25 protein-coding genes are annotated in these 23665 nt (G+C 68.1%); 8 read left to right on the top strand and 17 right to left on the bottom strand.

The window, feature by feature from the left end; genetic code table 11:
- Window positions 1-300: 300 nt before the first annotated feature.
- The 4 genes from BLS66_RS18440 to BLS66_RS18425 form a co-directional block, all read right to left on the bottom strand.
- Window positions 301-1623 carry an ABC transporter permease gene (locus BLS66_RS18440; protein WP_074726497.1) on the bottom strand — a complete coding sequence of 441 codons (1323 nt, stop codon included), beginning with the start codon at window positions 1621-1623 and terminating at the stop codon, window positions 301-303.
- A gap of 13 nt (window positions 1624-1636) precedes the next feature.
- Window positions 1637-2794: an ABC transporter permease gene (locus BLS66_RS18435; RefSeq protein WP_074726496.1), complete on the bottom strand. Its 1158-nt coding sequence runs from the start codon at window positions 2792-2794 to the stop codon at window positions 1637-1639.
- Between the two features lie 14 nt (window positions 2795-2808).
- Window positions 2809-3498 (bottom strand): ABC transporter ATP-binding protein, encoded by a 690-nt coding sequence (locus tag BLS66_RS18430; RefSeq protein ID WP_004137569.1) that lies wholly within the window; start codon window positions 3496-3498, stop codon window positions 2809-2811.
- A 102-nt stretch (window positions 3499-3600) separates the two neighbouring features.
- Complete coding sequence (locus BLS66_RS18425; protein WP_074726495.1) at window positions 3601-4848, bottom strand: efflux RND transporter periplasmic adaptor subunit; 1248 nt, start codon at window positions 4846-4848, stop codon at window positions 3601-3603.
- A 327-nt stretch (window positions 4849-5175) separates the two neighbouring features.
- Here BLS66_RS18425 and BLS66_RS18420 point away from each other — a divergent pair, with 327 nt between their 5' ends.
- Window positions 5176-6399: a sensor histidine kinase gene (locus tag BLS66_RS18420; RefSeq protein WP_074726494.1), complete on the top strand. Its 1224-nt coding sequence runs from the start codon at window positions 5176-5178 to the stop codon at window positions 6397-6399.
- Window positions 6396-6998 (top strand): response regulator transcription factor, encoded by a 603-nt coding sequence (locus BLS66_RS18415; RefSeq protein WP_074726493.1) that lies wholly within the window; start codon window positions 6396-6398, stop codon window positions 6996-6998. The genes BLS66_RS18420 and BLS66_RS18415 overlap by 4 nt, the downstream gene beginning before the upstream one ends.
- A gap of 577 nt (window positions 6999-7575) precedes the next feature.
- On the opposite strand, the gene BLS66_RS18410 is transcribed toward BLS66_RS18415, so the two are convergent.
- From BLS66_RS18410 to BLS66_RS18370, 9 genes are all read right to left on the bottom strand, one after another.
- Window positions 7576-8112 carry a cytochrome b gene (locus BLS66_RS18410; RefSeq protein ID WP_057494446.1) on the bottom strand — a complete coding sequence of 179 codons (537 nt, stop codon included), beginning with the start codon at window positions 8110-8112 and terminating at the stop codon, window positions 7576-7578.
- Complete coding sequence (locus tag BLS66_RS18405) at window positions 8109-9212, bottom strand: catalase family peroxidase (protein ID WP_049470011.1); 1104 nt, start codon at window positions 9210-9212, stop codon at window positions 8109-8111. Before BLS66_RS18405 ends, BLS66_RS18410 begins: the two co-directional genes overlap by 4 nt.
- Window positions 9213-9352: 140 nt before the next feature.
- Entirely contained in the window at window positions 9353-10720 is a 1368-nt protein-coding gene (locus BLS66_RS18400; RefSeq protein ID WP_074726492.1) for a leucyl aminopeptidase family protein, read from the bottom strand.
- 3 nt (window positions 10721-10723) lie between these two features.
- Window positions 10724-11443: an HAD family hydrolase gene (locus tag BLS66_RS18395; RefSeq protein WP_049470017.1), complete on the bottom strand. Its 720-nt coding sequence runs from the start codon at window positions 11441-11443 to the stop codon at window positions 10724-10726.
- Window positions 11444-11474: 31 nt separating this feature from the next.
- A complete protein-coding gene (locus BLS66_RS18390) occupies window positions 11475-12584 on the bottom strand; it encodes an AI-2E family transporter (RefSeq protein WP_049470021.1) in 1110 nt (369 codons plus the stop codon).
- A 67-nt stretch (window positions 12585-12651) separates the two neighbouring features.
- The gene (locus BLS66_RS18385) at window positions 12652-13107 is read right to left on the bottom strand and encodes a hypothetical protein (RefSeq protein WP_057494443.1); all 456 of its coding nucleotides are present in this window, start codon (window positions 13105-13107) and stop codon (window positions 12652-12654) included.
- The gene (locus tag BLS66_RS18380; protein WP_049465970.1) at window positions 13104-13574 is read right to left on the bottom strand and encodes a phage holin family protein; all 471 of its coding nucleotides are present in this window, start codon (window positions 13572-13574) and stop codon (window positions 13104-13106) included. Before BLS66_RS18380 ends, BLS66_RS18385 begins: the two co-directional genes overlap by 4 nt.
- Window positions 13575-13582: 8 nt before the next feature.
- Window positions 13583-13948: a hypothetical protein gene (locus tag BLS66_RS18375; RefSeq protein ID WP_053461944.1), complete on the bottom strand. Its 366-nt coding sequence runs from the start codon at window positions 13946-13948 to the stop codon at window positions 13583-13585.
- A gap of 101 nt (window positions 13949-14049) precedes the next feature.
- The gene (locus BLS66_RS18370; RefSeq protein ID WP_049465966.1) at window positions 14050-15483 is read right to left on the bottom strand and encodes a Do family serine endopeptidase; all 1434 of its coding nucleotides are present in this window, start codon (window positions 15481-15483) and stop codon (window positions 14050-14052) included.
- A 490-nt stretch (window positions 15484-15973) separates the two neighbouring features.
- Here BLS66_RS18370 and BLS66_RS18365 point away from each other — a divergent pair, with 490 nt between their 5' ends.
- Both BLS66_RS18365 and BLS66_RS18360 read left to right on the top strand, forming a co-directional pair.
- Window positions 15974-16864, top strand: a complete 891-nt coding sequence (locus BLS66_RS18365) for a histone (RefSeq protein ID WP_074726491.1) — start codon at window positions 15974-15976, stop codon at window positions 16862-16864.
- Window positions 16865-16969: 105 nt separating this feature from the next.
- Window positions 16970-17650: a hypothetical protein gene (locus BLS66_RS18360; RefSeq protein ID WP_074726490.1), complete on the top strand. Its 681-nt coding sequence runs from the start codon at window positions 16970-16972 to the stop codon at window positions 17648-17650.
- Window positions 17651-17665: 15 nt separating this feature from the next.
- Here the strand turns inward: BLS66_RS18360 and BLS66_RS18355 are convergent, their stop codons facing one another.
- Window positions 17666-18025 carry a DUF1428 domain-containing protein gene (locus BLS66_RS18355; RefSeq protein ID WP_053461947.1) on the bottom strand — a complete coding sequence of 120 codons (360 nt, stop codon included), beginning with the start codon at window positions 18023-18025 and terminating at the stop codon, window positions 17666-17668.
- 283 nt (window positions 18026-18308) lie between these two features.
- Here BLS66_RS18355 and BLS66_RS18350 point away from each other — a divergent pair, with 283 nt between their 5' ends.
- Both BLS66_RS18350 and BLS66_RS18345 read left to right on the top strand, forming a co-directional pair.
- Entirely contained in the window at window positions 18309-18881 is a 573-nt protein-coding gene (locus BLS66_RS18350; protein WP_049465959.1) for an OmpO family porin, read from the top strand.
- 199 nt (window positions 18882-19080) lie between these two features.
- Complete coding sequence (locus BLS66_RS18345; protein ID WP_074726489.1) at window positions 19081-19758, top strand: response regulator transcription factor; 678 nt, start codon at window positions 19081-19083, stop codon at window positions 19756-19758.
- A gap of 6 nt (window positions 19759-19764) precedes the next feature.
- Here BLS66_RS18345 and BLS66_RS18340 read toward each other — a convergent pair whose 3' ends face one another.
- Window positions 19765-20154: a DUF6165 family protein gene (locus BLS66_RS18340; RefSeq protein WP_010486915.1), complete on the bottom strand. Its 390-nt coding sequence runs from the start codon at window positions 20152-20154 to the stop codon at window positions 19765-19767.
- Between the two features lie 178 nt (window positions 20155-20332).
- Here BLS66_RS18340 and BLS66_RS18335 point away from each other — a divergent pair, with 178 nt between their 5' ends.
- Window positions 20333-21031, top strand: coding sequence for a TorF family putative porin (locus BLS66_RS18335; RefSeq protein WP_049465953.1), 699 nt, complete (start codon window positions 20333-20335; stop codon window positions 21029-21031).
- On the opposite strand, the gene BLS66_RS18330 is transcribed toward BLS66_RS18335, so the two are convergent.
- Complete coding sequence (locus tag BLS66_RS18330; RefSeq protein WP_370596945.1) at window positions 21028-22176, bottom strand: MFS transporter; 1149 nt, start codon at window positions 22174-22176, stop codon at window positions 21028-21030. The genes BLS66_RS18335 and BLS66_RS18330 overlap by 4 nt on opposite strands.
- A 143-nt stretch (window positions 22177-22319) precedes the next feature.
- Here BLS66_RS18330 and BLS66_RS18325 point away from each other — a divergent pair, with 143 nt between their 5' ends.
- Window positions 22320-23207, top strand: a complete 888-nt coding sequence (locus BLS66_RS18325) for a LysR family transcriptional regulator (RefSeq protein WP_049465949.1) — start codon at window positions 22320-22322, stop codon at window positions 23205-23207.
- Here the strand turns inward: BLS66_RS18325 and BLS66_RS18320 are convergent.
- The gene (locus BLS66_RS18320; protein WP_049465947.1) at window positions 23176-23643 is read right to left on the bottom strand and encodes a YehS family protein; all 468 of its coding nucleotides are present in this window, start codon (window positions 23641-23643) and stop codon (window positions 23176-23178) included. The genes BLS66_RS18325 and BLS66_RS18320 overlap by 32 nt on opposite strands.
- Window positions 23644-23665: the final 22 nt, after the last annotated feature.

The raw sequence follows: 23665 nt of genomic DNA, 5'->3' as shown, positions 1-23665 counted from the left end.
CAGGCGCAGCTACGGGGTCGGATCCCTCCGCAACGTGGAGGGCTCTGACCCCGCCTTCGCGCAAAAAGAACGGCGCCCCGAAAGGCGCCGTTCTGCTTCCAGCCATGGCCAGGAGAGAGATGGCCGTGGTGGGAACGCGGATACAGATGATGGGCGCGCGATTCTAGAGGGTTTCCATTGGCGATGGTCCGGCAGCGTGCCGCCAAGATGAATCGCGTCCAACAATCCACAGACGCATGACAGAAGAAAGGACGGAGCCTTCGCTCCGTCCTTGTGGGTGTGCCGCTGCGAAGCCGGCGCTCAGGTTTCGCGCAGCGCCGTGGTGATCGGCAGGCGCGCCGCGCGCAGTGCCGGGAACAGGCCGCCGACCAGGCCGATGCCCAGTGCCCATTTAAGGCCGGTCCACAGCAGTTCCGGCGACACGTGGAACTTGAACACCACCGCGCTGAAGTTGCTGCCGATGGTGGACACGCTGTAGCCGTTGAACAGCAGCCACGCCACCGCGCAGCCGAGCAGGCCACCGAGCAGCGCCAGCAGCATCGTTTCCAGCATCACCGCCGTCACCACCGGCAGGCCGCGGAAGCCGATCGCACGCATGGTGGCGATTTCGCGGGCGCGCGTGGCCACGGCCGCATACATGGTGTTGAGCGCGCCGAACACCGCACCCACCGCCATGATCGTGCCGATCACCTTGCCGAGGATGTCGATCAGCTTGGTCAGCCCGCCGCCCTGCTTGCTGTAGTAGACGCGGGTGGTTTCCACGTCCAGTTTCAGGCGCGGGTCGGCGGCGACGGCGGCCTTGAACTGCTCGAAGCCAGCCTTGCCCTCGGTGCGCACGCTGATCGACTGCCAGGCGCTGCGCTGGTAGGTGGTGGCCAGCGTATCGGCGTCGGTCCACAGTTCCGAATCATGCGCATCGCCGGTGGCGAATGTGCCGACCACGGTCCAGGTCTGGTTGCCCAGGGTCAGCGTCCTGCCGACCTCCATGTCGCGGAACTGGCCCTTGGCGCCCTGGCCGACCACGATCTCGCGCAGGCCAGTGGCGAACTTGCGGCCCTCAACGATCTTGACCTTGTCATGCACCGCCCACGCCTGCGGGCCGACGCCGCGGAACTGCGCGTTGACGTCGGTGCCATCGGACTTCGACACCAGATTGACCACCTGCGACAGCTCCGGCGACAGCAACGGCCGGCCCTGCGCATCGCGGCTGATGCCGGGCAGGGTGGACAGCATCGGTACCTGCTCGCGGGTGATCACCGAGTTGGTCTCGGCCTGCGAGCCCCCGCGCAGCACGATGGCGGTGGTGTCATCGCCGGTGTTGTTGAGCGTGGCCTGGAAGCCTTCGCCCATCGCCAGCATCGCCACCAGCACGCCGACCACGCCGGCGATGCCGACCACGATCACCGAGGACGCGCCCCAGCGCTGCGGCAGGCTGGCCACGCCGATGCGGGTGGCGGCCAGCGCCAGCCGTCCACCGCGGGTCAGCAGCAGCCACAGCGCCACGAGCACGGCCACGGCCAGCACGCCGATCCACGGCAGGCTGATCCACAGCACCGGGCCGACCGCCAGCAGCAGCACCGTCACGCCGTTGCCCAGCCACTTCTTGAGTTTGCTCTTGAACATGTCGGTGTCCTCCTCAGCGGCCGGCCAGTGCGTCGACGATCTTCAGGCGCTTGGCACGCAGCGCCGGCAACAGGCCGACGATGATGCCGATCACCACGATCAGGCCCAGCCCCATCAGCCAGGTCGGCGTCGGTACGTGCGGCGGCAGCATGCCCATGCTCTTCGGCCCGATCGCCGGCAGGATCAGCGCGGCCAGGCCCATGCCGATCAGGCCGCCCAGGCCGATCAACAGCACCGACTCCACCATCACCAGGGTCAGCACGGTGCTGTCCTTGAAGCCCAGCGTCTTCAGCGTGGCCAGCTCCGGCACGCGCTCGCGCACCGCCTGCGCCATGGTGTTGCCGGTCAGCAGCAGCAGGGTGAAGAACACCGCGCCCATGATCGACGTGACGATCATGCCGATGTCCGCGAACTGCTTGACGAAGGCCTGCTGGAACGCCGATTCGGTCTGGGTCTTGGTCTCGTGGTCGGAGTTGGCCGAGATCGCATCGATGGCCTGAGCCACCCGCGAAGAGTGGTCCGGGTTGTCCAGCGTCACCGTGTACCAGCTCACCTGGTTCTTGATGTAGTCGTTGGATTCATCGAAGTACTTCCAGTTCATCATCAGCTGGCGCTCTTCGTTGGCGGCCAGCGCACGGTCCTTGGAGCGGTAGATGCCCTTCAGCACCAACGGCCAGTCGTTGCTGCCGCCACGCGGGAAGATCGTGGCCTGCAGCGGGATGGTATCGCCGATCTTCCAGCCGAACTGCTTGGCCAGGGTCTCGCCCACGATGGCGCCGGTACGGGTCTGCTTCCAGTCTTCCAGCTGCGCCGGGTCGATCTGCAGTTCGCGGTAGTCTTTGAAGTAGTTGGGCGACACCGAGAAATTCGGGAAGAAGTTCTTCGGGTCCTGGTAGATGCCGCCGAACCACATGCCATAGGCCACGTCGCGCACGCCGGCGACCTGGCGCACCTGGGTTTCCAGGCGGATCGGCAGCGACTGGGTGATCGACAGCCGAGAAGCGACCACCAGGCGGTTGGCCCCTTCCACGCTGCCACCGGACGAGAACGCCACGCGCACCGAATCGAGCATGCCGAACAGCAGGAACGCGGCCACCACCGAAAGCAGGGTCAGCAGGGTGCGGGTGCGGCTGCGGAACAGCTGTGCCCACACCAACGAGAAGTATTTCATCGCCGTGGCCTCCGTCAGTGGGCCAGCGGCGCGTCGGCCAGCTCGCCCTTGTCCAGGTGCACCGTGTGGGTGGCGTACTCGGCAGCCTTCGGGTCATGGGTGACCATGATGATGGTCTTGCCGTGCTCGCGGTTGAGCTGCTGCAGCAGGCCGAGGATCTCCTCGGCGGACTGGCGGTCGAGGTCGCCGGTGGGTTCGTCGCAGATCAGGAAGGTCGGGTCGGAGACGATCGCGCGGGCGATCGCCACGCGCTGCTGCTGGCCGCCGGACAGCTCATTCGGGCGGTGGCTGCGGCGGTCGGCCAGGCCGACCAGGGTCAGCGCGATCTCGGCATTGCGGCGGCGCTGAGCGGCATTGAGGTGGGTCAGCAGCAGCGGCAGTTCCACGTTCTTCTGCGCGGTCAGCATCGGCATCAGGTTGTAGAACTGGAACACGAAGCCGACATGGTGGCTGCGCCAGGTCGACAGCTGGCCGCCGCTCATCTGGTCGATGCGCTCGCCCTCGATGCTGATCTCGCCGCCACTGGGGTTGTCCAGGCCGCCGATCAGGTTGAGCAGGGTGGTCTTGCCCGAGCCGGACGGGCCCATCAGCGCGACGAAGTCGCCGCTGGCGATGTCCAGGTCGATGCCGTGCAGCACCTGCACTTTCTCGGGGCCACGCTGGTAGGTCTTGGTGATGTTGCGCAGTGAAACCAGGGTCGACATGGGTGGTTCTCCACGGAAGGCGGGAAACGGGGAAGCGCACCCGCGATGGCCGCGGGCGAGCGTCGAGCGGTGCTGCCGGCGGCGCCCACGGGCGCCAGGCCGTTACTGCGCTTGTTTCTGTTGCACCTTGGCGCCATCGCGCAGGGTGTCCGGCGGGTTCACCACCACCGATTCACCGGCGCTTACGCCCTTGAGGATCTGGCGGTCCTTGCCCATCGCCTGGCCAGCCTCGACCGTGCGCTGCTGCACGCGGTTCTCGTCACCCAGCACGAAGGCCACCGAGGCGCCGTCGCGCTGCACCACGGCGCCGCCCGGCACGCGCACGCCCTGCGGCTTGGCTGCGGCCTGCGGCTGCGCCTGTTCCAGGAAGCTGACGCGCACGCCCATCTCCGGCACGATGCGCGGGTCCTTCACCTTCAACGCCACGCGGACCTTCACCGTGGCCTTGCCGCGGTCGGCGGTGGGGATGATGGCGATCACCTCGCCGGGAATCTTCCATTCCGGGTAGGCGTTGAGGATGGCTTCCACCGGCATCTTCGGCTGCACGCGGCCGATGAAGGCCTCGCCGACCTCGACTTCGATCTCCAGCGAGTCCATGTCGACGATGGTGCCGATGCCGGTGCGGGTGAAACCACCGCCCGCCGACAGCGGCGAGACGATTTCACCCGGCTGCGCCGCCTTGGCGGTGACCACGCCGGAGAACGGCGCGCGTACCACGTTGTTGTCCACGCCAAGGTCGGCGATGGCCAGCTGGTCCTGGGCGACCTTGACGTTGCGCTGCGCGGTATCCAGCTGCGCACGCAGGCTGTCGCGCTGGGCCACGGCCTGGTCGTACTGCGAGCGTGACACCAGCTGCTGGCCGACCAGCGCCTGCAGGCGGCTGGCTTCGGCGGCGGCCTGCCTCTGCTGCGCCTGCAGCCCGGCGACCTGGCTGCGTGCGGCCTGCAGCTGCGAGGCGTACAGGCTGCGCTGCGCGTCGGCGTCGATCGGGTCCAGCGTGGCCATCACCTGGCCAGCCTCGACCCGCATGCCTTCTTCGATCATCACCTCGCGCACCTTGCCGGTGATCTTGGCCGATACCGTGGCCATGCGCCGGGCGACCACGTAGCCACTGGCGTCGAGCACCGAGCTGCTGGCGCTGCCCTGCTGGATGGCCACCGCCGGCGCGGTTTCCACCTCCACGGCCGGCGCGCGGCCGAACACGAAGGCCACTGCGGCAGCAAGCAGCAGCACGGCCACGATGATCGCGATCCACAGCCAGCGGCGGCCACCACCATTGCCCCCGGAGGCCGGCGGCGGCGACTTGCGGTCGATACGGAGTTCCTTCAACAGCTCGGCAGAAGCGTTCATTCGTTCCATCACAGGCGTTCGGGCGGGTGTGGCCGGAAGGGCGGACGGCGGCGGTTCCGGCGGTGGAGCGTGCGGCACAGCATGAAGCCAGGCACAGCGATGACGGCAGTGACAGCTGTCACCCGATGACACTGACGGCGGCAACTGCGAAATGTGACCACGGCGGCACAGGATGGCAACGTTCCCGCTACCGGTACTGCCCATGGATCCGATCGCCCCATTGCCGGCCCGCCGCAGCGGCGCCGCCAAGCGTACCGTGATCTGCGCCCGGTTGCGCCGGTGCCGCCCGGCCGGCACCCGCGCCTGCGCGCAGGCAGCTGAACTGGCATGATCGGCGGCGATCGTCCCCGCCTGGAACCGCCCGTGCCCTCGACATGGCTTGCCTCGCTGCTGCGCCCCGCGCCGGACTCGGCGGTGGCCGATACGCTGCGCCGGGGAAAATCGCCCTGGAGCGAGGCAATCCACCTGCTGTGGTCGGTGTGGATCTTCCTGACGCCCTTGCTTGGCCACGGCTTCACCCTGCGCTGGCTGCTGCTGACGCTGGCCAGCTATCCGGTGTTCCTGCTGCTGTACGCCAAGGTGATGGTGGCGCCGCGCCATCACGCTCCGCGCTATGCACTGGCCCTGATCGCGATGTCGCTGGTGCTGCTGCCCTGGTACCCGTCCGGGCTGACCTACTTCGTGTTCGGCTGCGTGCTGCTGCGGGTGAGCGGACGCGGTGGCTGGTGGCAGTATCTGCTGCAGCTCACTGGCCTGAATCTGCTGTTCTGCAGCCTCGCGCTGCTGTTCCAGTACCCATGGCAGAGCCTGGTCTGGATCCCGGCCGTGTCCTATATCGTGGGGCTGGTCGTGAACGTGGAAGCGCTCAACCAGCAGAAGGATGCGGCACTGCAGCTGTCGCAGGACGAGGTGCGGCGGCTGGCGGCCACGGCCGAGCGCGAACGCATCGGCCGCGACCTGCATGACCTGCTCGGCCACACCCTGTCGCTGATCACGTTGAAGCTGGAGCTGGCGCGCAAGCTGCACGACCGCGGCGACGCGCGCGCGCGGCTGGAGATCGGCGAGGCCGAGGCCATCGCCCGCGAAGCGCTGGCACAGGTCCGCAGCGCGGTCACCGGCATCCGCGCCAGCGACCTGGCCGGTGAGCTGGCGTCGGCGCGGCTGCTGCTGGAGTGCCAGCAGGTCCACCTTCAATACGCACCACCACCGGCGATGCCGGTGAATGTCGAACGCGGGCTGGCGCTGGTGCTGCGCGAGGCCGCGACCAATATCGTGCGCCATGCACAGGCGACACAGGCACGGGTGGAGTTCATGCTGGAGGGACGCATGCTGGCGATGCAGATCCGCGACGATGGCCGTGGCGGCGTGCAGGCCGAGGGCAACGGGCTGAGCGGCATGCGCGAACGCGTGGCCGCCTTGGGGGGCAGCCTGCAGGTACAGTCCGCAAGGGGCGAGGGCACGCGACTGACCGTGCGCGTGCCGCTGGCTGCCGCGACCACACCGTTGCCGCCGGGAACGCCGCCGTCGCTGGCACAGGACGGTGCCGCATGATCCGCATCCTGCTGGCCGAGGACCAGGCGATGGTACGCGGCGCGCTGTCGGCGCTGCTGGGCCTGGAGCTGGATATCGAGGTGCTGGGCAGCGCCGCCGACGGCGAAACCGCGTGGCGCATGCTGCAGCAGTTGCAGCCGGACATCCTGGTGACCGACATCGAGATGCCCGGCCTGTCCGGGCTCGAGCTTGCCCAGCGCATCGCGCGCCACGAGCTGCCGATCAAGGTGGTGATCGTGACCACCTTCGCCCGCGCCGGCTTCCTGCGCCGCGCGCTGGAAGCCGGCGTGCTGGGCTACCTGCTGAAGGATGCACCGGCCGAGAACCTGGCCGATGCACTGCGCAAGGTGAAGCAGGGCATCCGTGCGATCGACCCGCAGCTGGCGCTGGATGCATGGTCACAGGCCGATCCGCTGACCGACCGCGAGCGCCGCGTGCTGCGGCTGGCGGGCGAGGGCCGTACCGCCAGCGAGATCGCCGAGCAGCTGGGCTTGTCGCACGGCACGGTGCGCAATTACCTGTCCGAGTGCATCGGCAAGCTGGGCGTGGCCAACCGGATCGAGGCGTACCGGCTGGCGCGGCAGAAGGGGTGGCTGTAGCGGCGTGCGCCGACGCACGGGTAGCGCCGGGCGCTGCCCGGCGGATCATTTCCGCGCCTGTGGAGAGGTGTCACTTTCTTTGCGCGCAAAGAAAGTAACCAAAGAAACGCTCCGCCGGCCGCGAGCCGGCGCGCTTCGCACGCCGGTGCCCTGCGCTCCTCGGTCCGTCGAGGGACGGTGCGGGAACTCGCTGCGCTCAGACACCCGCACCTCTTCGCCCTCGCCGGACCTGCGGTGCTCGGCTCGCTTGAAGGCGGACTGGAAGGTCAAGGTCAACGGCAACGGCATCCACGCATGGCGTGAATCTACTGGGTGCAGCTGTGGCATTTGACCTTGGGTCCGCCTTGAGCGAGCCGAGCATCGCAGGGGAATCAGGGGCGAGAGGCGCCGGTGTCTGAGCGCAGCGAGTTCGGCGCCGTCCCCTGATTCACCGAGAAGCACAGGACACCGGTGCGCAGCACCGGCTCGCGACCTGGCGGCGTGTTTCTTTGGTTACTTTCTTTGCACGAGCAAAGAAAGTGACACCCCTCCGCGGTCGCGGAAACAACCCGCCGGGAACTCCCGGCGAACCCGATCATCACTCCTTGCCGCGCGCCATCGCCTGGAACACCCCGTCACGCCGCACCCACAGGTGGAACAGCGCCGCACCCACATGCATCAGCACCGTGGCAAACAACACATAGGCCAGCAGGCTGTGCGCATTGCGCAACGCGGCATACAGCGCCGGAGTGTGCGGCACGATCGGCGGCAGGTGCAGGCCACCCCACAGCACGATCGGGTAGCCGCCGGCCGACAGCATCGCCCAGCCGATCAGCGGCATCGCCAGCATCAGTGCATACAGCATCCAGTGCGAAGCCTTGGCCGCCATCACCTGCCACACCGGAAGATCCGCCGGCAGCGGCGGCGGGCGATGCCGCAGCCGGTTGTAGAGGCGCAGCAGCACCAGTACGCCGAGGGCGATGCCCAATGGGCGGTGCAGGTCGATCAGCATCGGCCGCAGGTGCAGCGAGGCGACCATGGTCACGCCAATGAACAGCATGGCGATGATCATCAGCGCCATGGACCAGTGCAGCACCCTCGCCAGCAGGTTGAAGTGGCCGTTACCGGTGCTCATCGTGCGGCCTCCTTCGGTGGCTCGACGTTACCGCTGGCGCGCTCGCGTTCGCGGCGGTTGAAAGACTGCGAATAGACCGCCGAGCGTGCCGCCAGGATGGGGTCGTCACTGCCGCGCACGCCGCTGGGCAGGATCAACGGATCGAAGTTGATCTGGCCACACGCACCCTGTTCCTGCGATTGCATGTGGTCCAGGCTGAGCACGCCGGCCACCACCTGGTCGCGTGATTCCGGCCAGGGTACCGATGGATCGTCGATGGCATCGCCGGGCTCGGCAGTGGTCACGACCAGGTTCCAGCGCACCGGGCCCTTGGCCAGGCGCTGCTGCAGTTCCTCGCTGAGGAAATCGACGCTGGCCTGCTTGCGCGTTTCCGCGTCCATCTCCACTACCGGTGCCTGCGGCTGCCAGCGCCAGCGCACCGCACGCTTCTGGCCCTGCGCGTTGGTGAACCAGAAGCTGTTGACACTGTTGAAGGTGGTGTCGGCCCAGCTGCTGGTCCAGGGTGCCGTCTTCGCCCACTGCTGGAACGCCTGTGCGCTCGGGTACCTGGCCAGCACCGCCGCCATCTTCTGCGGGTCGGGCTTGCCGGTGGCCGGGTCGGGAATGGAGGCGCGGGTCTGCTCGTAGAACGCCTCGGCGCTGGGCACAGCGAAGAACGGGAAGCTGTTCATCGCCATCCGCCATTCCTGGCCATCGTCGCTGACCAACTGCACCGCCAGGCTGCGCACGCGTGCGGTGTTGTCGGCGCCGTAGGGATCACCGCCACCGATCGACAGGCGGCCCATCACCGGTACGCGGGCCTGCGAGAACACCCGCGCGCTGGACAGGGTGGGGGCCTGTGCGCTGGGTTCGAACCAGCCGCTTACGCAGATGCCCTTGCTGTGCGCACGACGGAAGCCCGGATGGGCCGGGCCGGTGGCCTCGATGGTGTCGGTGAAGCGCTGCGCGGTGAGGCGGTCGCCCATCCAGCCGGCCAGCCAGGCGAAGGCCAGCGCGACGCCACCCAGGATGAGTGCGATCAATGCGATCCAGAGCAGCGGCGAATGCCTGCGCGGTGCGCCTGCCGTCTGGCCGGCGCGGGTGTAGCGGAAGAGCGACATGGTCGGAGTCCTGCCTTCACGGAGCGTGTGGGTGGTCGACCCTCACATCCTCGCAGAACCCGGCCGGGGCCGGAATTCAATTTTTCGTCAGATTTGCCGACCCCGCCTGGGGACGCGCCGGGCCGTGCCCGGCGCCGCCATCATGCGTAACGCGCCTTGAGCATCGCCCACGCCGAACGCAGTGCCAGCGCCTCGCCACCGGCTGGGCGTCCCGGGCGCTCGCCGTCGTTCCAGGCGTACACGTCCAGATGCGCCCAGCGCTGGCCGTCTTCGAGGAAGCGTTCCAGGTACAGCGCGGCGGTCACCGAGCCGGCCATGCGCGAACCGGCGTTGGCCAGGTCGGCGATGCCGCTGCTCAGGTAACGCAGGTAGGGGCGCCACAGCGGCATGCGCCAGACCGGGTCACGGGTGGCGTCGCCGGCCTGCAGCCACTGCTGGGCCACGCTGTCGTCATTGCTGAAGAGCGCCGGCAGGTCCGGACCCAGCGCAATGCGTGCAGCGCCGGTAAGGGTGGCGAAGTCCAGCACCAGGTCAGGCTTCTGCTCGCTGGCGAAGGTCAGCGCATCGCACAGGATCACCCGGCCTTCGGCGTCGGTGTTGTCGATCTCCACGCTCAGGCCCTTGCGGGTGGCGATCACTTCGCCCGGGCGGAATGCATCCGGACCGATCGCGTTTTCCACCGCCGGCACCAGCAGGGTCAGGCGCACCGGCAGCCCGCGCGCCATCACCAGGCCGGCCAGCGCCAGTGCATGCGCGGCGCCGCCCATGTCCTTCTTCATGTTGCGCATGCCGTCGGCCGGCTTGATGTCCAGCCCGCCGGTATCGAAGCAGACGCCCTTGCCGACCAGCACCAGCGCCGGATCGGTGTCCTTGCCCCAGCGCAGCACGACCAGGCGCGGCGCGCGGTGCGACGCACGGCCGACGGCGTGGATGGCCGGGAAGTTCTGCTTCAGCAGTTCATCGCCGGTGATCGCCTCGACCTGCGCGCCATGGGCAGCGGCCAGGGCACGCGCGGCGTCTTCCAGCTGCTGCGGGCCCATGTCTTCGGTCGGGGTATTGACCCAGTCGCGCACGCGCAGGCTGGCAGCGATCAGGTCGGCCACTTCCCCGGACGGTGCCGCCACCAGCTGTGCCGGCGCACGGTTGCGCTTGCGGTAGCGGTCGAAGCGGTAGCTGCCCAGGCCCCAGCCCAGCTCCAGCAGTGCCTGTTCGGCGGCCGGCAGTTCGTTGGCCAGCTGCCACACGCTGCCTTCGGGCAGTGCGTGCGGGGCGTGCGCATAGCTGTAGGCATCGGCGCGGTCGCCGACGCCGATCACGGCGCCGGCCAGGCCATCGGCGCCCGGCAGCAACGCCACGCTGTGTGCGCCGGCGCTGAAGCCCTGCGACGCCAGCCAGGCCTGGGTGGCGGCCGGTTGGCCGTCCTTCCAGGCCGCGAACTGTTCGCGGTCCAGCACGTACAGCGGCAGTGCTGCGCCGCTGTCGGCGGTGAAACCAGTGATCTCGCTCATGCGTCAGGTACTCCGGGATGCGGCGGCGTCGAGGTTGGCGTCCAACCAGTCGGCCAGGCCGGTGAGGGTGTCGAACTGCAGGTCCGGCTGCAGCTGCGGATGGGTCCAGGTGGCTGCGTCGCGGTTGATCCAGCAGCCGCGCAGGCCGGCGGCGATCGCCCCGGCCACGTCCATCTCGGCGTGGTCGCCGACATGCAGTACCTGTGCCGGCACCACGCCGAGGCGGGTGCAGGCAGCGTGGAAGATGCTTGCTTCGGGCTTGGCCGCGCCGTGTTCGCGCGCGCCCAGCTGGAAGGCGAAGTGGTGGGCCAGGCCGATCCGTTCCAGGTCGGCATTGCCGTTGCTCAACGCAGCCACCGGCACCCGCGCGGCAATCCGCGCCAGCGCATCGATCGCATCGGGGTAGCACTCGACCTGGTTGCGCGCGGCGTAGAAGACCTCATACGCCGGCTCCAGCAGGTCCAGGCTGGCGCCACTGCTGTGCAGCGCTTCGTGCAGGGTCAGCCGGCGCAGTTCGCTGAGGTCGTGGTGCAGATGCGGGTGGGCGTGGTACAGGCGCTCGCGCAGTTCGCGCATCGCGGCCACCGGATACATCGCGGCGGTGGCGGGGCTGTGTTCACGCATCCATGCGTGCAGGACCTGCTCGATGCGGGCGCCGATCGGAGCGAACGGCCACAGCGTGTCGTCGAGGTCGAGGGTGATGGCTTGGACGGGGAAATTCACCCCGCCATTCTACGCCTGCCCGCGCGGGCTTTCATTCCAGCAGCCGCGCCCAGCCCTGGGTGCCATCCAGCCGTGCCAGCACCAGTTTGATGCACACCAGCAGGGGCACCGCCAGCAGCAGGCCGATCATGCCCCAGGCCCAGCCGAACACCATCAGCGCCAGGATCAGCACCAGCGGTGACAGCTTCATGCGCCGGCCCAGCACGATCGGGGTCACCATCTGCCCTTCCAGCGTGTGCAGGGCCAGGTAGGCGGCGGCCGGCAGCAGCGCCTGCAGCGGGTCGGGGAATTCCACGAAGCCCATCAGCAGCATCAGCGCCACGCCGATCAGCGGGCCCACGTAGGGCGCAAAATTCAGCAGCGCGGCGACCGTGCCCCACAACAGCGCTTCCTGCAGGCCGATGCCGAGCAGCATCAGCACGCCAGCGAACACCAGCCCGACCAGCGTATTGATCACGCTGATGGTCAGCACATAGCGCGAGACCTCGCGCTCGATCGAACGCAGGATGTCGGTGGTGAAGCGCTGCTGCTGGCGGTTGGGCAACAGGGCGATCGCCGCGCGCTGCAGGCTCTGCCCGTAGATCATGAAGAACAGCGTCAGCAACACCACCGCCAGTACCGATGCCGCCAGTCGGGGGGCACGGGTCAGCATGCGGTACGGGTCGTCCAGCTGGGTGCGGATCACCTGCACCTTGTGGTTGCTGTCACCGCCGGCCACGCGCGCGAAGTTCTCCGCGGCCTGGTTGGCCTGCTGCACCGGCTTGGTCAGGTTCTGTACCTGGCGGGCGACCTTGCGCAGCTGCTGCGGCGCTTCCTGCGCCCATTCCATCGCCGGGCCGATCAGCTGCACCGCCAGCGAACCGGTCACGCCCAGGCCGGCGCCGAGGATCAGCAGTGCGCCCAGGGCGCGCGGAATCCACAGCTTCTGCAGCAGGCGCAGGATCGGATTGCCGACCAGCGCGAAGAACATCGCCAGCAGCACCGGCAGGATGATGTCCTGCGCGGCCCACAGCGTGTACCCCACGGCCAGGGTTGCCAGCACCACCAGTGACATCGGCCCGCGCGGGCGCGAGGGAGGCGGCAGCGGCGCGTCCGGTTCCTGTGGATCGGCCGGTGACGGGGACAGGAGGGACTCGCTCATCGACGCACCAGCCGGAAAGGGAAACGCATTATCCGCCGGCCGTCTGCGGCGCGGCGGTTTCCATGGATCAACGTTCGGACAGCTCGGTGGCCGCTTCGGCCGGACGCGGTTCGCGCAGCTCCGCTTCCGGCACCGGTCGCGGCGCCGCTGCGGGCCGTGCATCGGCGGCGGAGACGGCTGCCTGCGCCTGTTCGCTGGCATCGCCGGCTTCTTCGGCCGCGTCGTCGGCTGTGGCTGCCGCCTGTGCCGCCATCGCGGTGGCGAACGCCGCCTGTGCACTGGCGAACAGGTTCGAGACCGAACCGGCCATCTGCAGCCAGCGCGCACCGTTCACCTTGCCCGGCACTTCCAGCTTGCCGGCGATGAAACCACCGGCCAGTCCGACCACGACGATGCGCAGCGGCGACCAGCCCCGGCGCCAGACCTGGCTGAGCGTGGACCAGTGGTCCTGGGTTTCGACCAGGCGCACGGTCACCACCTGTTCGCAGCGTTTTACCCGCCGCTGCAGCGCACCGAACTTCATGGCTTGCCCTCGGGCAGCTGCACCTCGGCATCCGGATCGTCCTCGCTGGGCTCGTCGAACAGCCCCAGGCGTGACAGTTGGCGCCGGGTGGCGTGCATGCCGGTGTGGTGGAAGAAGTAGGACACCCGCCAGATGGCATAGCCGGTGACGGCCAGGCTCAGCAGCGAGGTGATCAGCAGCGCCTGCAGCCAGCTCAGACCCCAGCTCTGCAGCAGCGCGATGAGGGTGGCCGCCATCAGCAGCCAGGCCGAGGCACCAAATACGATCGCCACGCCGGCCCAGGCCAGCGCACGGCCGAAGGCACTGCGGGCCAGGGCGAAGTCGGCCGAGGCCAGCCGGCGCAGCGAGCGCACGGTGTGCTTGGCCGAATCGGCGGCGGCACGACCGGCCGCGCCGACCTGGCGGATGCTCTCATCCAGCGGCGGGGTGGCCGCCGGATCAGGGGCTTGCGCGTTGTCTTCGCTCACGCCGCAGCTTACTTGTCGCTGCTGCCGCGGGCCAGCTTGGCAATGATCCAGCCGGTAGCGAAGGCGACGCCGAACGAGGCCAGCGGACGCTCGCGGATCAGCTCGGCGGCGCTGTCGATCAGGTCCTTGCCCTTGTCCATCAGTGCGTCGACCTGTTCCTTGGCGGCGGCACCGCCGAACTCGGCGGCGGCCAGGCCGGACAGCGCGCTGTCGGACAGTTCGGCCTTCACGTTGGCCTTGCCGATGCGCAGCTCGTCGGTTGCTGCACCGGTGGCGCCCTTGATCGCACCGCCGGCGGCGCTGGCGGCCTGCTTCAGGTGGGAACCGGCTTCACCCAGGTGTTCCTTCAGGTTCTCGGTATTGGTGGGGCTCATCGAATCACTCCTGTTGCGATGGGGGAACGGGCGTCGGCGGTGCCGACCTGGACTGACAGCAATACCATTGCCAGGGTATAGGGGGTGTTACGGCAGGGCGATCAGCGCATCACGAGCTGGCCCTGCTGCTGGCCGTTGTTGCGCAGCACGCGCACCACCAGGGTCGGCGGGCGTTGCTGGAAGTTGGCACGCCAGCTGGCCAGATCGGCGAACTCACCGACGGTGGCGTCGGTGATGATGTCGCCCTGCTGCAGGCCATTGCTGGCCGCGCGGCTGCCGCGCTTGACCTCGCTGACCAGTACGCCGCCGACACCCGATTGCCGCAGCGACTCGGGCAGGTCGACGAAGGTCGCGCCGGTCAGGCGCGGGTCCAGGCTCTCACCGCTGACCGCACGCGCCTGTTCCTTCAGCGTTGCCTTGATCTGCAGGGGCTTGCCTTCGCGGCGCACGTCCAGCGTCATCGGGCTGCCGACCGCCGCCAGGCCTTCCACGTTGTGCAGCGCTTCGGCGCTGTCCACGCGCTGGCCGTTGGCCGAAACCACCACGTCGCCCGGCTTCAGTCCGGCCGCGGCCGCGGCCGAGCCGGCCAGTACCCGCGTGATCAGCGCGCCACGGGTTTCGCCCAGGCCCAGGCCCTGCGCGATCTGCGCGGTCAGGTTCTGGCTCTCCACGCCCAGCGTGCCACGCACCACCACGCCGTGCTTGACCAGCTGGTCCACCACGCTGCGCGCCAGGTTGGATGGAATGGCCAGGCCCAGGCCGATGTTGCCGGCCATGCTGCCCTGCGGGTTGAAGCTGGCGGTATTGATGCCGACCAGCTGGCCCTGCAGGTCGACCAGCGCGCCACCGGAGTTGCCCGGGTTGATCGACGCGTCGGTCTGGATGAAGTTCTGGTAGCCCAGCCCACGGATGCCGCTGCGGCCCACCGCCGAAACGATGCCCGAGGTGACCGTCTGGCTGAAGCCGAACGGATTGCCGATCGCCACCACGAAGTCGCCCACGCGCAGCTGGTCGCTGTTGCCGAGCTTGATGTCGGTCAGGTTCTGCGCCGGGATGCGGATCAGCGCGATGTCGGTATCGCGGTCCGAACCGAGGAACTCCGCTTTCACCGTGCGCCCGTCGGCCAGGGTCACCTGCACGTCATCGGCGTTGTCGATGACGTGGTGGTTGGTCAGCACCAGGCCCTCCCGGGCATCGATGATCACGCCCGAGCCCAGTGATTCATTGATGCGTTCCTGCGGGATGTCCGGGAACAGGCGGCGGAAGAACGGGTCGTTGAAGAAGGGGTTGCGCACGCGCACCACCTGCTTGGTATTGACGCTGACCACCGCCGGCATCGCCTTTTCCAGCATCGGCGCCAGCGACGGCACCGCCTGCCCGGCCACCGAGGCCGGCAGCGCCGCGGTGGTCGGCAGCACCGCAGGCAGTGGCGCTGCGTCGGCACGGTTGTCCAGGTGCGCATTGAGGCCGGTGGCAACGAAGCCGCCGAAGGCGGCGGCGATTGCGAGCGTGAGCAGGGTAGGTAGCGGTCGCATGGGAGTCGGTTCGCTGGCGTGGGTGGGGGCGGTTCGGCCCTACGGTAAAACAAGCTGAATGAGTGTGTCGCGATCTGGATAAATGCGCCATGAAAACGGCGTGCCTGGACGTCGGCGGCAGGGGCGGAAACAGGGCCGTAGCGACACACCGGGCAGCGGATTCGCGAGCCACCGAAGGCGATCGCCGAGCGCGCCGGCCGCAGCCGAACCTTGCGCAGTTCCGCGCAAGCCGGCGCCGCAATGCGCCACGGCGCGTACAGGCTGCCGCCTTCGCGCGGGCACGCGCGGGGCCTGCCGGACACCACGCGATGGGCGCGGCACATCGCTGAAAAAAAGGGGTTTGCTGCAAAGCGCAGGCGATGGTGGGGACGGCTGCGTACACCATCGGTGTCGCAGCAGATGCGATTGCGGGCGCATGCCCCGTTCCACGATCGTCAATGTCGGTATAGCATCGCCCCGTTTTGATACTTAAGGCCCGCAGGAGGGCAACATGAGCAACGGTAATGGTGTGTCGGTCGTGACCGACGCCGTCGAGAACGTCAAAGAAACCGCCACCAACGTTGGCGAGACCATCGCCCACGCTGCCGAAGACGCAGTGAAGTCGGTCAAGAAGACCGTCAAGCGCGCCACCAAGGCGGCCGGCACCCGCGTTGCCAAGGCCAGGAAGGCTGTCGCCAAGGTCGAGAAGACCGTGGCCAAGAAGGCCGAGAAGGCCGCCAAGTCGGTCGGCAAGACCGTTGCCAACGCCAAGAAGAAGCTGGAAGCGGCCAAGCAGAACGCCAAGGCCGAAGCCGCTGCCCTGAAGAAGGAAGTGGCCAAGAAGAAGGCCGCCGCGGGCAAGGCCGTGACCAAGAAGGCTGCCGCCGCCAAGAAGACCACCAAGGCCGCCACCCAGGCTGCCGGCAAGAAGGTCGCCACCGTGAAGAAGGCCGCCACCAAGAAGGCCGCCGTCGCGAAGAAGACCGTTGCCAAGAAGACCGCGGCCGCCAAGAAGGTGGTTGGCAAGAAGGTCGCCACCGCCAGGAAGGCTGTGGCCAAGAAGACCGTTGCCGCCAAGAAGGTCGCCGGCAAGAAGGCCGTGGCTGCGAAGAAGGTTGTCGGCAAGAAGGTTGCCGCCACCAAGAAGGTCGCTACCAAGAAGACCGCAGCCGCCAAGAAGGTGGTCGGCAAGAAGGCTGCTGTTGCCAAGAAGGCCGTCGGCAAGAAGACCGCCGCTGCCAAGAAGGTTGTCGGCAAGAAGACCGCCGTCGCCAAGAAGGCGGTGGGCAAGAAGGTCGCCGCCACCCGCAAGACGGTCGCCAAGAAGACTGCGCCGCTGAAGAAGGTCGCTGCCAAGAAGGCGCCGGCCAAGGCCGTGCGCAAGGTCGCCAAGCGCAAGTAATCGCGCCGTGACCGAAGGCCCTGCCGCCCACCGGGTGGCGGGGCCTTCGCGTTTCCGGGGCAGGGACTGGGGCAAGATGCAGGTTCTTCCCGCCGGAGCCCACGCATGCGCGGTATCGACTTCAGTTCCTGGCAGGGCGTGCTGTCCACGTTGGCCGGCCTGGTCCTGATCACCCTGCTGGGCGTGGGCATCCGCCTGCTGGTGATGCAGACCCTGCAGCAGCGCCGCGAGCGCGAGAACCGGCAGATCAACGAGCGGCTGCGCACGCTGATGGCGGCCTACAAGACCCTCGGTGGTTCGTTCACCGGCGAGCTGGGCGTGGATCCGCGCCATCGTCGCGACCTGGGCCAGCGCGAAGGTGCCGAAGCCATCGCCGAGCCGCGCTCGGACCGCGCGCGGCGCATCCGTGACGCGGTCGAAGCCGCATTGTCGGACATCCTGTTGCTGGGCACCGACGAACAGGTGCGGCTGGCCGCGCGTGCCGCCCATGAACTGGCGCAGGGGCGCCCGGTGCATACCCACGAACTGGTGGTGTCGCTGCGTGACTTCGTGCGCGAAGCACTGGGCCTCGCCCCGATTCCGGCCGACCTGAAGATTCCACCGCAGGGCCCGACCCGGCCTGGTGCCAGTGGCGGTGGCAAGGGCCGCAATGATGGCGATGCCAGGAGCGGGCGTGCGGGCGGCGGGGGCGGCATGGGCGCCGGGATGGGCGGCATGGGCCTCGGCGCCGGCGCCGCACTGGGCGCCGGCCATGCCGCTGGCAGCGATGAAACGGACGCGCGCTGAGCACGTCCGCCGGCTTCAGCGCGTCAGCTCGTAGATCGGCACGAAGCCACCGTAGATCATCCGCGCACCGTCGAACGGCATCGGATTCTTCGCCGGATCCAGCCGTGGGTCCTCCATCATCTTCTTCATGCCGGCGTCGCGGGTCGGCTTGTCCGGCCATTCGATCCAGGAAAACACCACCGTCTCCTCCGGCGTGGCTTTCACCGCGCCGAAGAAGTCGGTGGTCTTGCCGTGCGGTACGTCGTCACCCCAGCACTCAACCACGCGCAGCGCGCCGTATTCGATGAACACCACGTCGCCGGCGCGCGCATGGGCGAGGAACTTCTCCTTGTTGGCGGTGGGTACCGCCAGGACGAAACCATCGATGTAGCTCATTGCCTGCCTCCGCATGGACCGTGCCGCATGCACGGTCTTCAAGTAACCGACGAACCCGGGCATCGCGGATCGACATCGGGGGAAAGGTGGGTGAAAGCTGGAAGCAGAATGCACGCGCGGCGCGCGCGTATGCCAGATAGAGCCTGAATCAAGCCAGAAAATTCAGCAATGCGAAGACTGCTGTTTTCAGGGAGCGTTGTGGCGAATAACGGAGAATTTACATTCCCGATGCGATGGCGCCCTGGCGCTGCTGCACACCATAAGAAAGTAAAGGTGTACCCCCATGAAGAATTCGCTGATTGCTCTGGCCCTGGCCGCTGCCCTGCCGTTCACCGCCTCGGCTGCTGAGAACCTGTCCTACAACTACGCCGAAGCCGACTACGCCAAGACCGACGTTGAAGGCATCAAGGCCGACGGCTGGGGCGTGAAGGGTTCGTACGGCTTCCTGCCGAACTTCCACGCCTTCGGCGAGTACAGCCGCCAGGAAATCGACCACACCAACCTGAAGGTTGACCAGTGGAAGATCGGTGCCGGCTACAACGTCGAAATCGCGCCGACCACCGACTTCGTTGCCCGCGTCGCCTACCAGAAGTTCGACCCGAAGCACGGCCTGGACTTCAACGGCTACAGCGCTGAAGCCGGTATCCGCACCGCCTTTGGCGCCCACGCCGAGGTCTACGGCATGGTCGGCTACGAAGACTACGCCAAGAAGCACGGCGTCAATCCGGATGGCCAGTGGTACGGCCGCCTGGGTGGTCAGGTCAAGCTGAACCAGAACTGGGGCCTGAACGGCGAGCTGAAGATGAACCGCCACGGCGACAAGGAATACACCGTCGGCCCGCGCTTCAGCTGGTAATTGCGCCCTCGGCGCGATTCCGCGCTGCAGACGCTTCGACAGGCCCGGCATTTGCCGGGCCTGTTGCATTTGCGGGGATGCAAAAACGAAATGCCATCTGACTGGTGGCGTGCGCGGGCCGGGCATTGCAAGGAATTGGATTCCGCCGCTGCGGGCACCGGCCTACGGTGGATGCCCCATGTTGCCTGGACATGCCGCGATGCCGCCCACTCTCCCGCCCCTGCTGCCTGATCGGCCATGCCGCCTGGCGCTGCTGGACCCGCATCCTGTGCTGCGGTTGGGCGTGGAAGTGCTGCTGCGCCAGCACAGTGGCGTACAGGTCCGGGTGAGCCTGTCCAGCGAGGCCCATCTGCTGCAGCTGCTGCAGCGCAGTCCACGCTGCGTCGACCTGCTGCTGATCGATGCGTTGCCGATGGGCAACCTGGGCGATGGCATGGCGCTGTTGCACGTGCTGTCGCAGCGCTGGCCGGCACTGCTGGTACTGGTGCTTTCGGCGCACTGCAATGCCAGTACGGTAACGACCGCCATGCGTGCCGGCGCGCGTGGCTTCCTGTCCAAGTCGACGCCGCCGGACCTGCTGCTGCGCGCGATCGACGTGGTCGCCCGCGGAGGGCGCTTCGTGCCTCCGGAGCTGCGTGCGGCACTCAACCTGCCACGCACCCGCAGGATGCCGGCGCCCACGCTGGCGCCACTGAGCCGGCGCGAACGTGAAGTGCTTGGGCTGGTGCTGAAAGGGTTCAGCACCAGCGAAATGGCCCTGCGGTCAGGGCGCTCGGCCAGCACGATCAGTTCGCAGAAAACCTCGGCCTACCGCAAGCTCGGCATCCGCGGCGACGGCGACCTGTTCCGCTTCCGGCAGCTGCTGGAATGCGGATGAGCGCGCTCACTCGCCCTGGTACTGCTTCTCTTCCACCAGCGCCGAACCGGCCACGCGGTTGATCTCGTTCTTCACCTGCACGCGTTCGCCATTGGTGCCATACACGCCGCGTGCCAGCTGGATGAACGCATCGTCGAACACCTGCGCCGCTTCCTTGTCGCGCAGCTGGTCCTGGATGTCCCACATGCGCTCGTTGATCGCCTTCAACTGCTGCTGCAGCGCGGCCAGCGCCGGCTGTGCCTGCAACTGCTGCTGCAACAGGGGCAGCAGGCCGTCCAGCTCGGTGCGCACGTTGGCCAGCTTGGCGGCGTCGTCGATGCGTTCGGCCTTGATCTGGAGAATGGTGATCTTGTCGATCAGCTCGCCGATCGATACCGGGGTCAGGATGGCGTCCACGCGGTTGGTTCCTGGAAACAGGGCGCCATGATACCGCGTCGCTGGCACATGGCCCCGATCCACGGGATTTACGCCGAATTTGCGCCGCCGGCCGGGCAGCACCCTCGATCCGTTACGGGCACGCGCCCGACACTGCCGTCCCGGCGGCGCGACCGCCTTCGACGAGGAACACAGTGCAGTGAACAGCAAGGGGATGATGGCGGCGGTGGTGGCCGCACTGGCAGGGCTGCTCGGGATCGGCAGCGCGCAGGCACAGGTGCAGGCCAGTGGCAGCGCCGCATTGACCAGCGATTACGTGTGGCGCGGCAGTTCGCAGAGCGAGGGCGACCCGGCAGTACAGGCCGGCGCGAAGATCGCGATCGCATCGGGGTGGTACGCCAGCGTCTGGGGTTCCAACGTCTCGTTCAAACCGGACAATGGCGCGCGCAGCGAGTTCGATCTGGTGGCAGGCTGGTCCGGCGCGCTGGCACCGGACTGGACCCTGGATGCCAACCTGACCCGCTATGTGTACCCGGGCACCGGCCGCGCGCTGGACTGGACCGAGCTCAGCACCACCGCGACCTGGAAGCAGCGTGCCTGGCTGCAGGTCGCCCATTCCAACGATGCACTGGCCGGCGGACATCGCGGCACTTATGCCCAGCTGGGCGTGCGTGTGCCGCTGCATGAACGCTTCCGCCTGGAAGCGGCGGTGGGCCAGTACTGGCTGGCCACCGCACAGGGCCCGGATTACCTGCATGGCCAGCTCAGTGCCATTGCCACGCTGACCCCGGCATGGGAGCTGCGCGCCACCGTGCATGACACCGACAACGCCGCCAAGCGCCTGTTCCCGGGCAATGCCGGTGGACGCTGGGAGCTGGCGCTGCAGGGCAGCTTCTAGTTCGACGATGCCGCCTGGCGCGCACGCAGCGCGCCGGGCAGCCACAGCAGCAGCGCCAGCACGGCCACGGCGGTACCGGCCACGCACACGCCGGTCCAGCCGAAGCGCGGGTAGACCTGTGCCGACAGCAGTGAACCCAGCGAGCCGCCGATGAAGTAGCCGGTCATGTAGCCGGCATTGAGGCGGTTGCGCGCCGCAGGCTGCAGTGCGTAGATCAGGTTCTGGTTGCTGACGTGCAGGAGCTGCGCGGCCATGTCCAGCACCACCACGCCGATCAGCAGTGCCAACAACGAGTGCGACGACAGCCCCAGCGGCAGCCACGACAGCAGCAACAGCACCAGGGCGATGGCGGTGGCGCGACCGCTCTGGCCACGGTCGGACATGCGGCCGGCCAGGCCGGCGGCCAGCGTGCCGGCCGCACCCACCAGCCCGAACAGGCCGATCGTCGCGTCGCTGTAGCCGTAGGGCGGCTGTGCCAGCAGGAACGCGAGCGGTGTCCAGAAGATCGCGAACATGGCGAAGCTGCAGGCGCCCAGCAGGGTGCGCTGGCGCAGCACCGGTTCCTGCACGAACAGCACGCCGATCGAACGCAGCAACGCGAAATAGCCCAGCCCTGCACTGTGGTGGAAGCGGGGCAGGCCGCGCTGCAGTGCCAGTGCAGTCAGCACCAGGGCGCCGGCGGCGATCGCATACACCAGACGCCAGTCACCCAGGCTGGACAGCAATCCGGCCACGGTGCGCGCCAGCAGGATGCCCAGCAGCAGGCCACTCATCAGCGTGCCGACCACGCGGCCACGGTGTTCCGGTGCCGCCAGCGTGGCCGCGAACGGCACCAGCACCTGGGCCACCACCGAGAACAGGCCGGTGATCGCGGTGCCCACCAGCAACCAGGTCAGCGACGGTGCGCAGGCACTGATCACCAGCCCGCCGGCCGACAGCAGGCTCATCACCACGATCAGGCGCCGGCGTTCGAACAGGTCGCCCAGCGGCACCAGAAGGATCAGGCCGGCGGCATAGCTCAGCTGCGCGGCGGTGACCACCATGCCGGCCTGGCCGAACGGCACGCCGAACGCGTCGGCGATGGTGTGCAGCAGTGGCTGCGCATAGTAGTTGCTGGCCACGGCCACGCCGGTGGCAACCGACATCAGCAGCACCTGCCAGCGGTGCAGAGGGGGGAGCGACGGACTCACGCGGTGTTCCAGCAAGTGGGGTACACAGTGTCCGCCTGCTGCGGACATGATGGAAATGAATCATCATCATCCGTGTCATCTGAAAATAAGATAGCAGGATGAATCTCAAGCAGCTGGAGTTCGCCGTGGCCCTGGCCGAAGAGGGCAATTTCACCCGTGCCGCCGAACGCTGCCACGTGGTGCAGTCCGCGCTCAGCCACCAGATCGCCCATCTGGAGCAGGAACTGGGTGTCACGCTGTTCGAGCGCCTGCCGCGCCAGGTACGGGCCACCGCGGCCGGCGAGGCGTTGCTGGTGCATGCGCGCCAGGTGCAGGCCAGCCTGCGCCACCTGCGCGCCGACGTGGCCGCCGTCAGCGGCGAGGTACGCGGACTGCTGGCCATTGGGCAGATCTCCTCGCTGGCCGGCATCGACCTGGTGGCGATGCTCGCGGCGTTCCAGCAGGTGCACCCGCAGGTGGAATTCCAGTTGCGGGTGGACAGGAGTGAGGACCTGATCGCGCAGGTGCAGTCGCGCGCGCTGGATGTGGCATTGGTCGGGCTGGCACCCTCGGCACCCCTGGATGGGGTCTGCCACCAGATGCTGCAGGAGGAGGATCTGGTGGCCGTGCTGGCGCCGTCGCATCGCCTGGCCGGGCAGCCGCGCCTGCCATTGACCGCGCTGCAGGATGAGGCGCTGGTCGACTTCCCGCGCGGCACCGGTGCGCGCCGGCAGACCGACGATGCGTTCGCCGCCGCTGGCGTGCCGCACGCGGTGCGTTTCGAGGTCAACCTGATGGAACTGGTCGAACGCTTCGTCCGCCATGGGCTGGCCGTCGGCATCGTGCCGGCGTCGATCGCCGACGGCTTCGAGGGCGTGGTGCGGATTCCACTGCAGCCGACCCCGACCCGGCGCGTGCACCTGGTCTGGCAGCGACTGCCGGCGCCGGCTGCGCGCGCCTTCGTCGAGGCGGTGCTCAGCCGCGCAGGCGCAGGCTCAGGCCCTTGAGGAAGTTGCGCAGCATCTGGTCCAGGCAGCGCCGGTAGTTGGCGTGCCCGGGCTGGCGGAACAGCGCGCCGACTTCGGACTTGGACACGTTGAAGCCGGCGCTGGCGAAGATCTCCATCAGGTCCACGTCGCGCAGCTGGAAGGCCACCCGCAGCTTCTTCAGCACCAGGTTGTTGTCGATGCGGGTTTCCACCGCCCGCTGCGGCTGGCTCTCGTCGCGTCCGCGCAGGTGCACGATCAGGCCGTCGAGGAAGTGCGCCAGCGCGCTGTCGTTCATCGCCTCGAAACCGGCTTCGTCCTCGCGGCGCAGCCAGGCTTTCACCTGTTCGGTATCCACGGTGAAGGCCGGATCGGCCATCTGGCACAGGGCGACCACGTGCTGGTCACCCAGGTCCAGGGAATAGCGCACGCTGCGCAGGACATCGTTGTTGATCATGGCCCGATTGTACCGGTCACCC

The sequence above is a fragment of the Stenotrophomonas pavanii genome, assembly GCF_900101175.1.
Lineage (GTDB): Bacteria > Pseudomonadota > Gammaproteobacteria > Xanthomonadales > Xanthomonadaceae > Stenotrophomonas > Stenotrophomonas pavanii.
The sequence above is the reverse complement of the archived record's forward strand: the minus strand, read 5'-3'. Positions and strand labels throughout refer to the sequence as shown.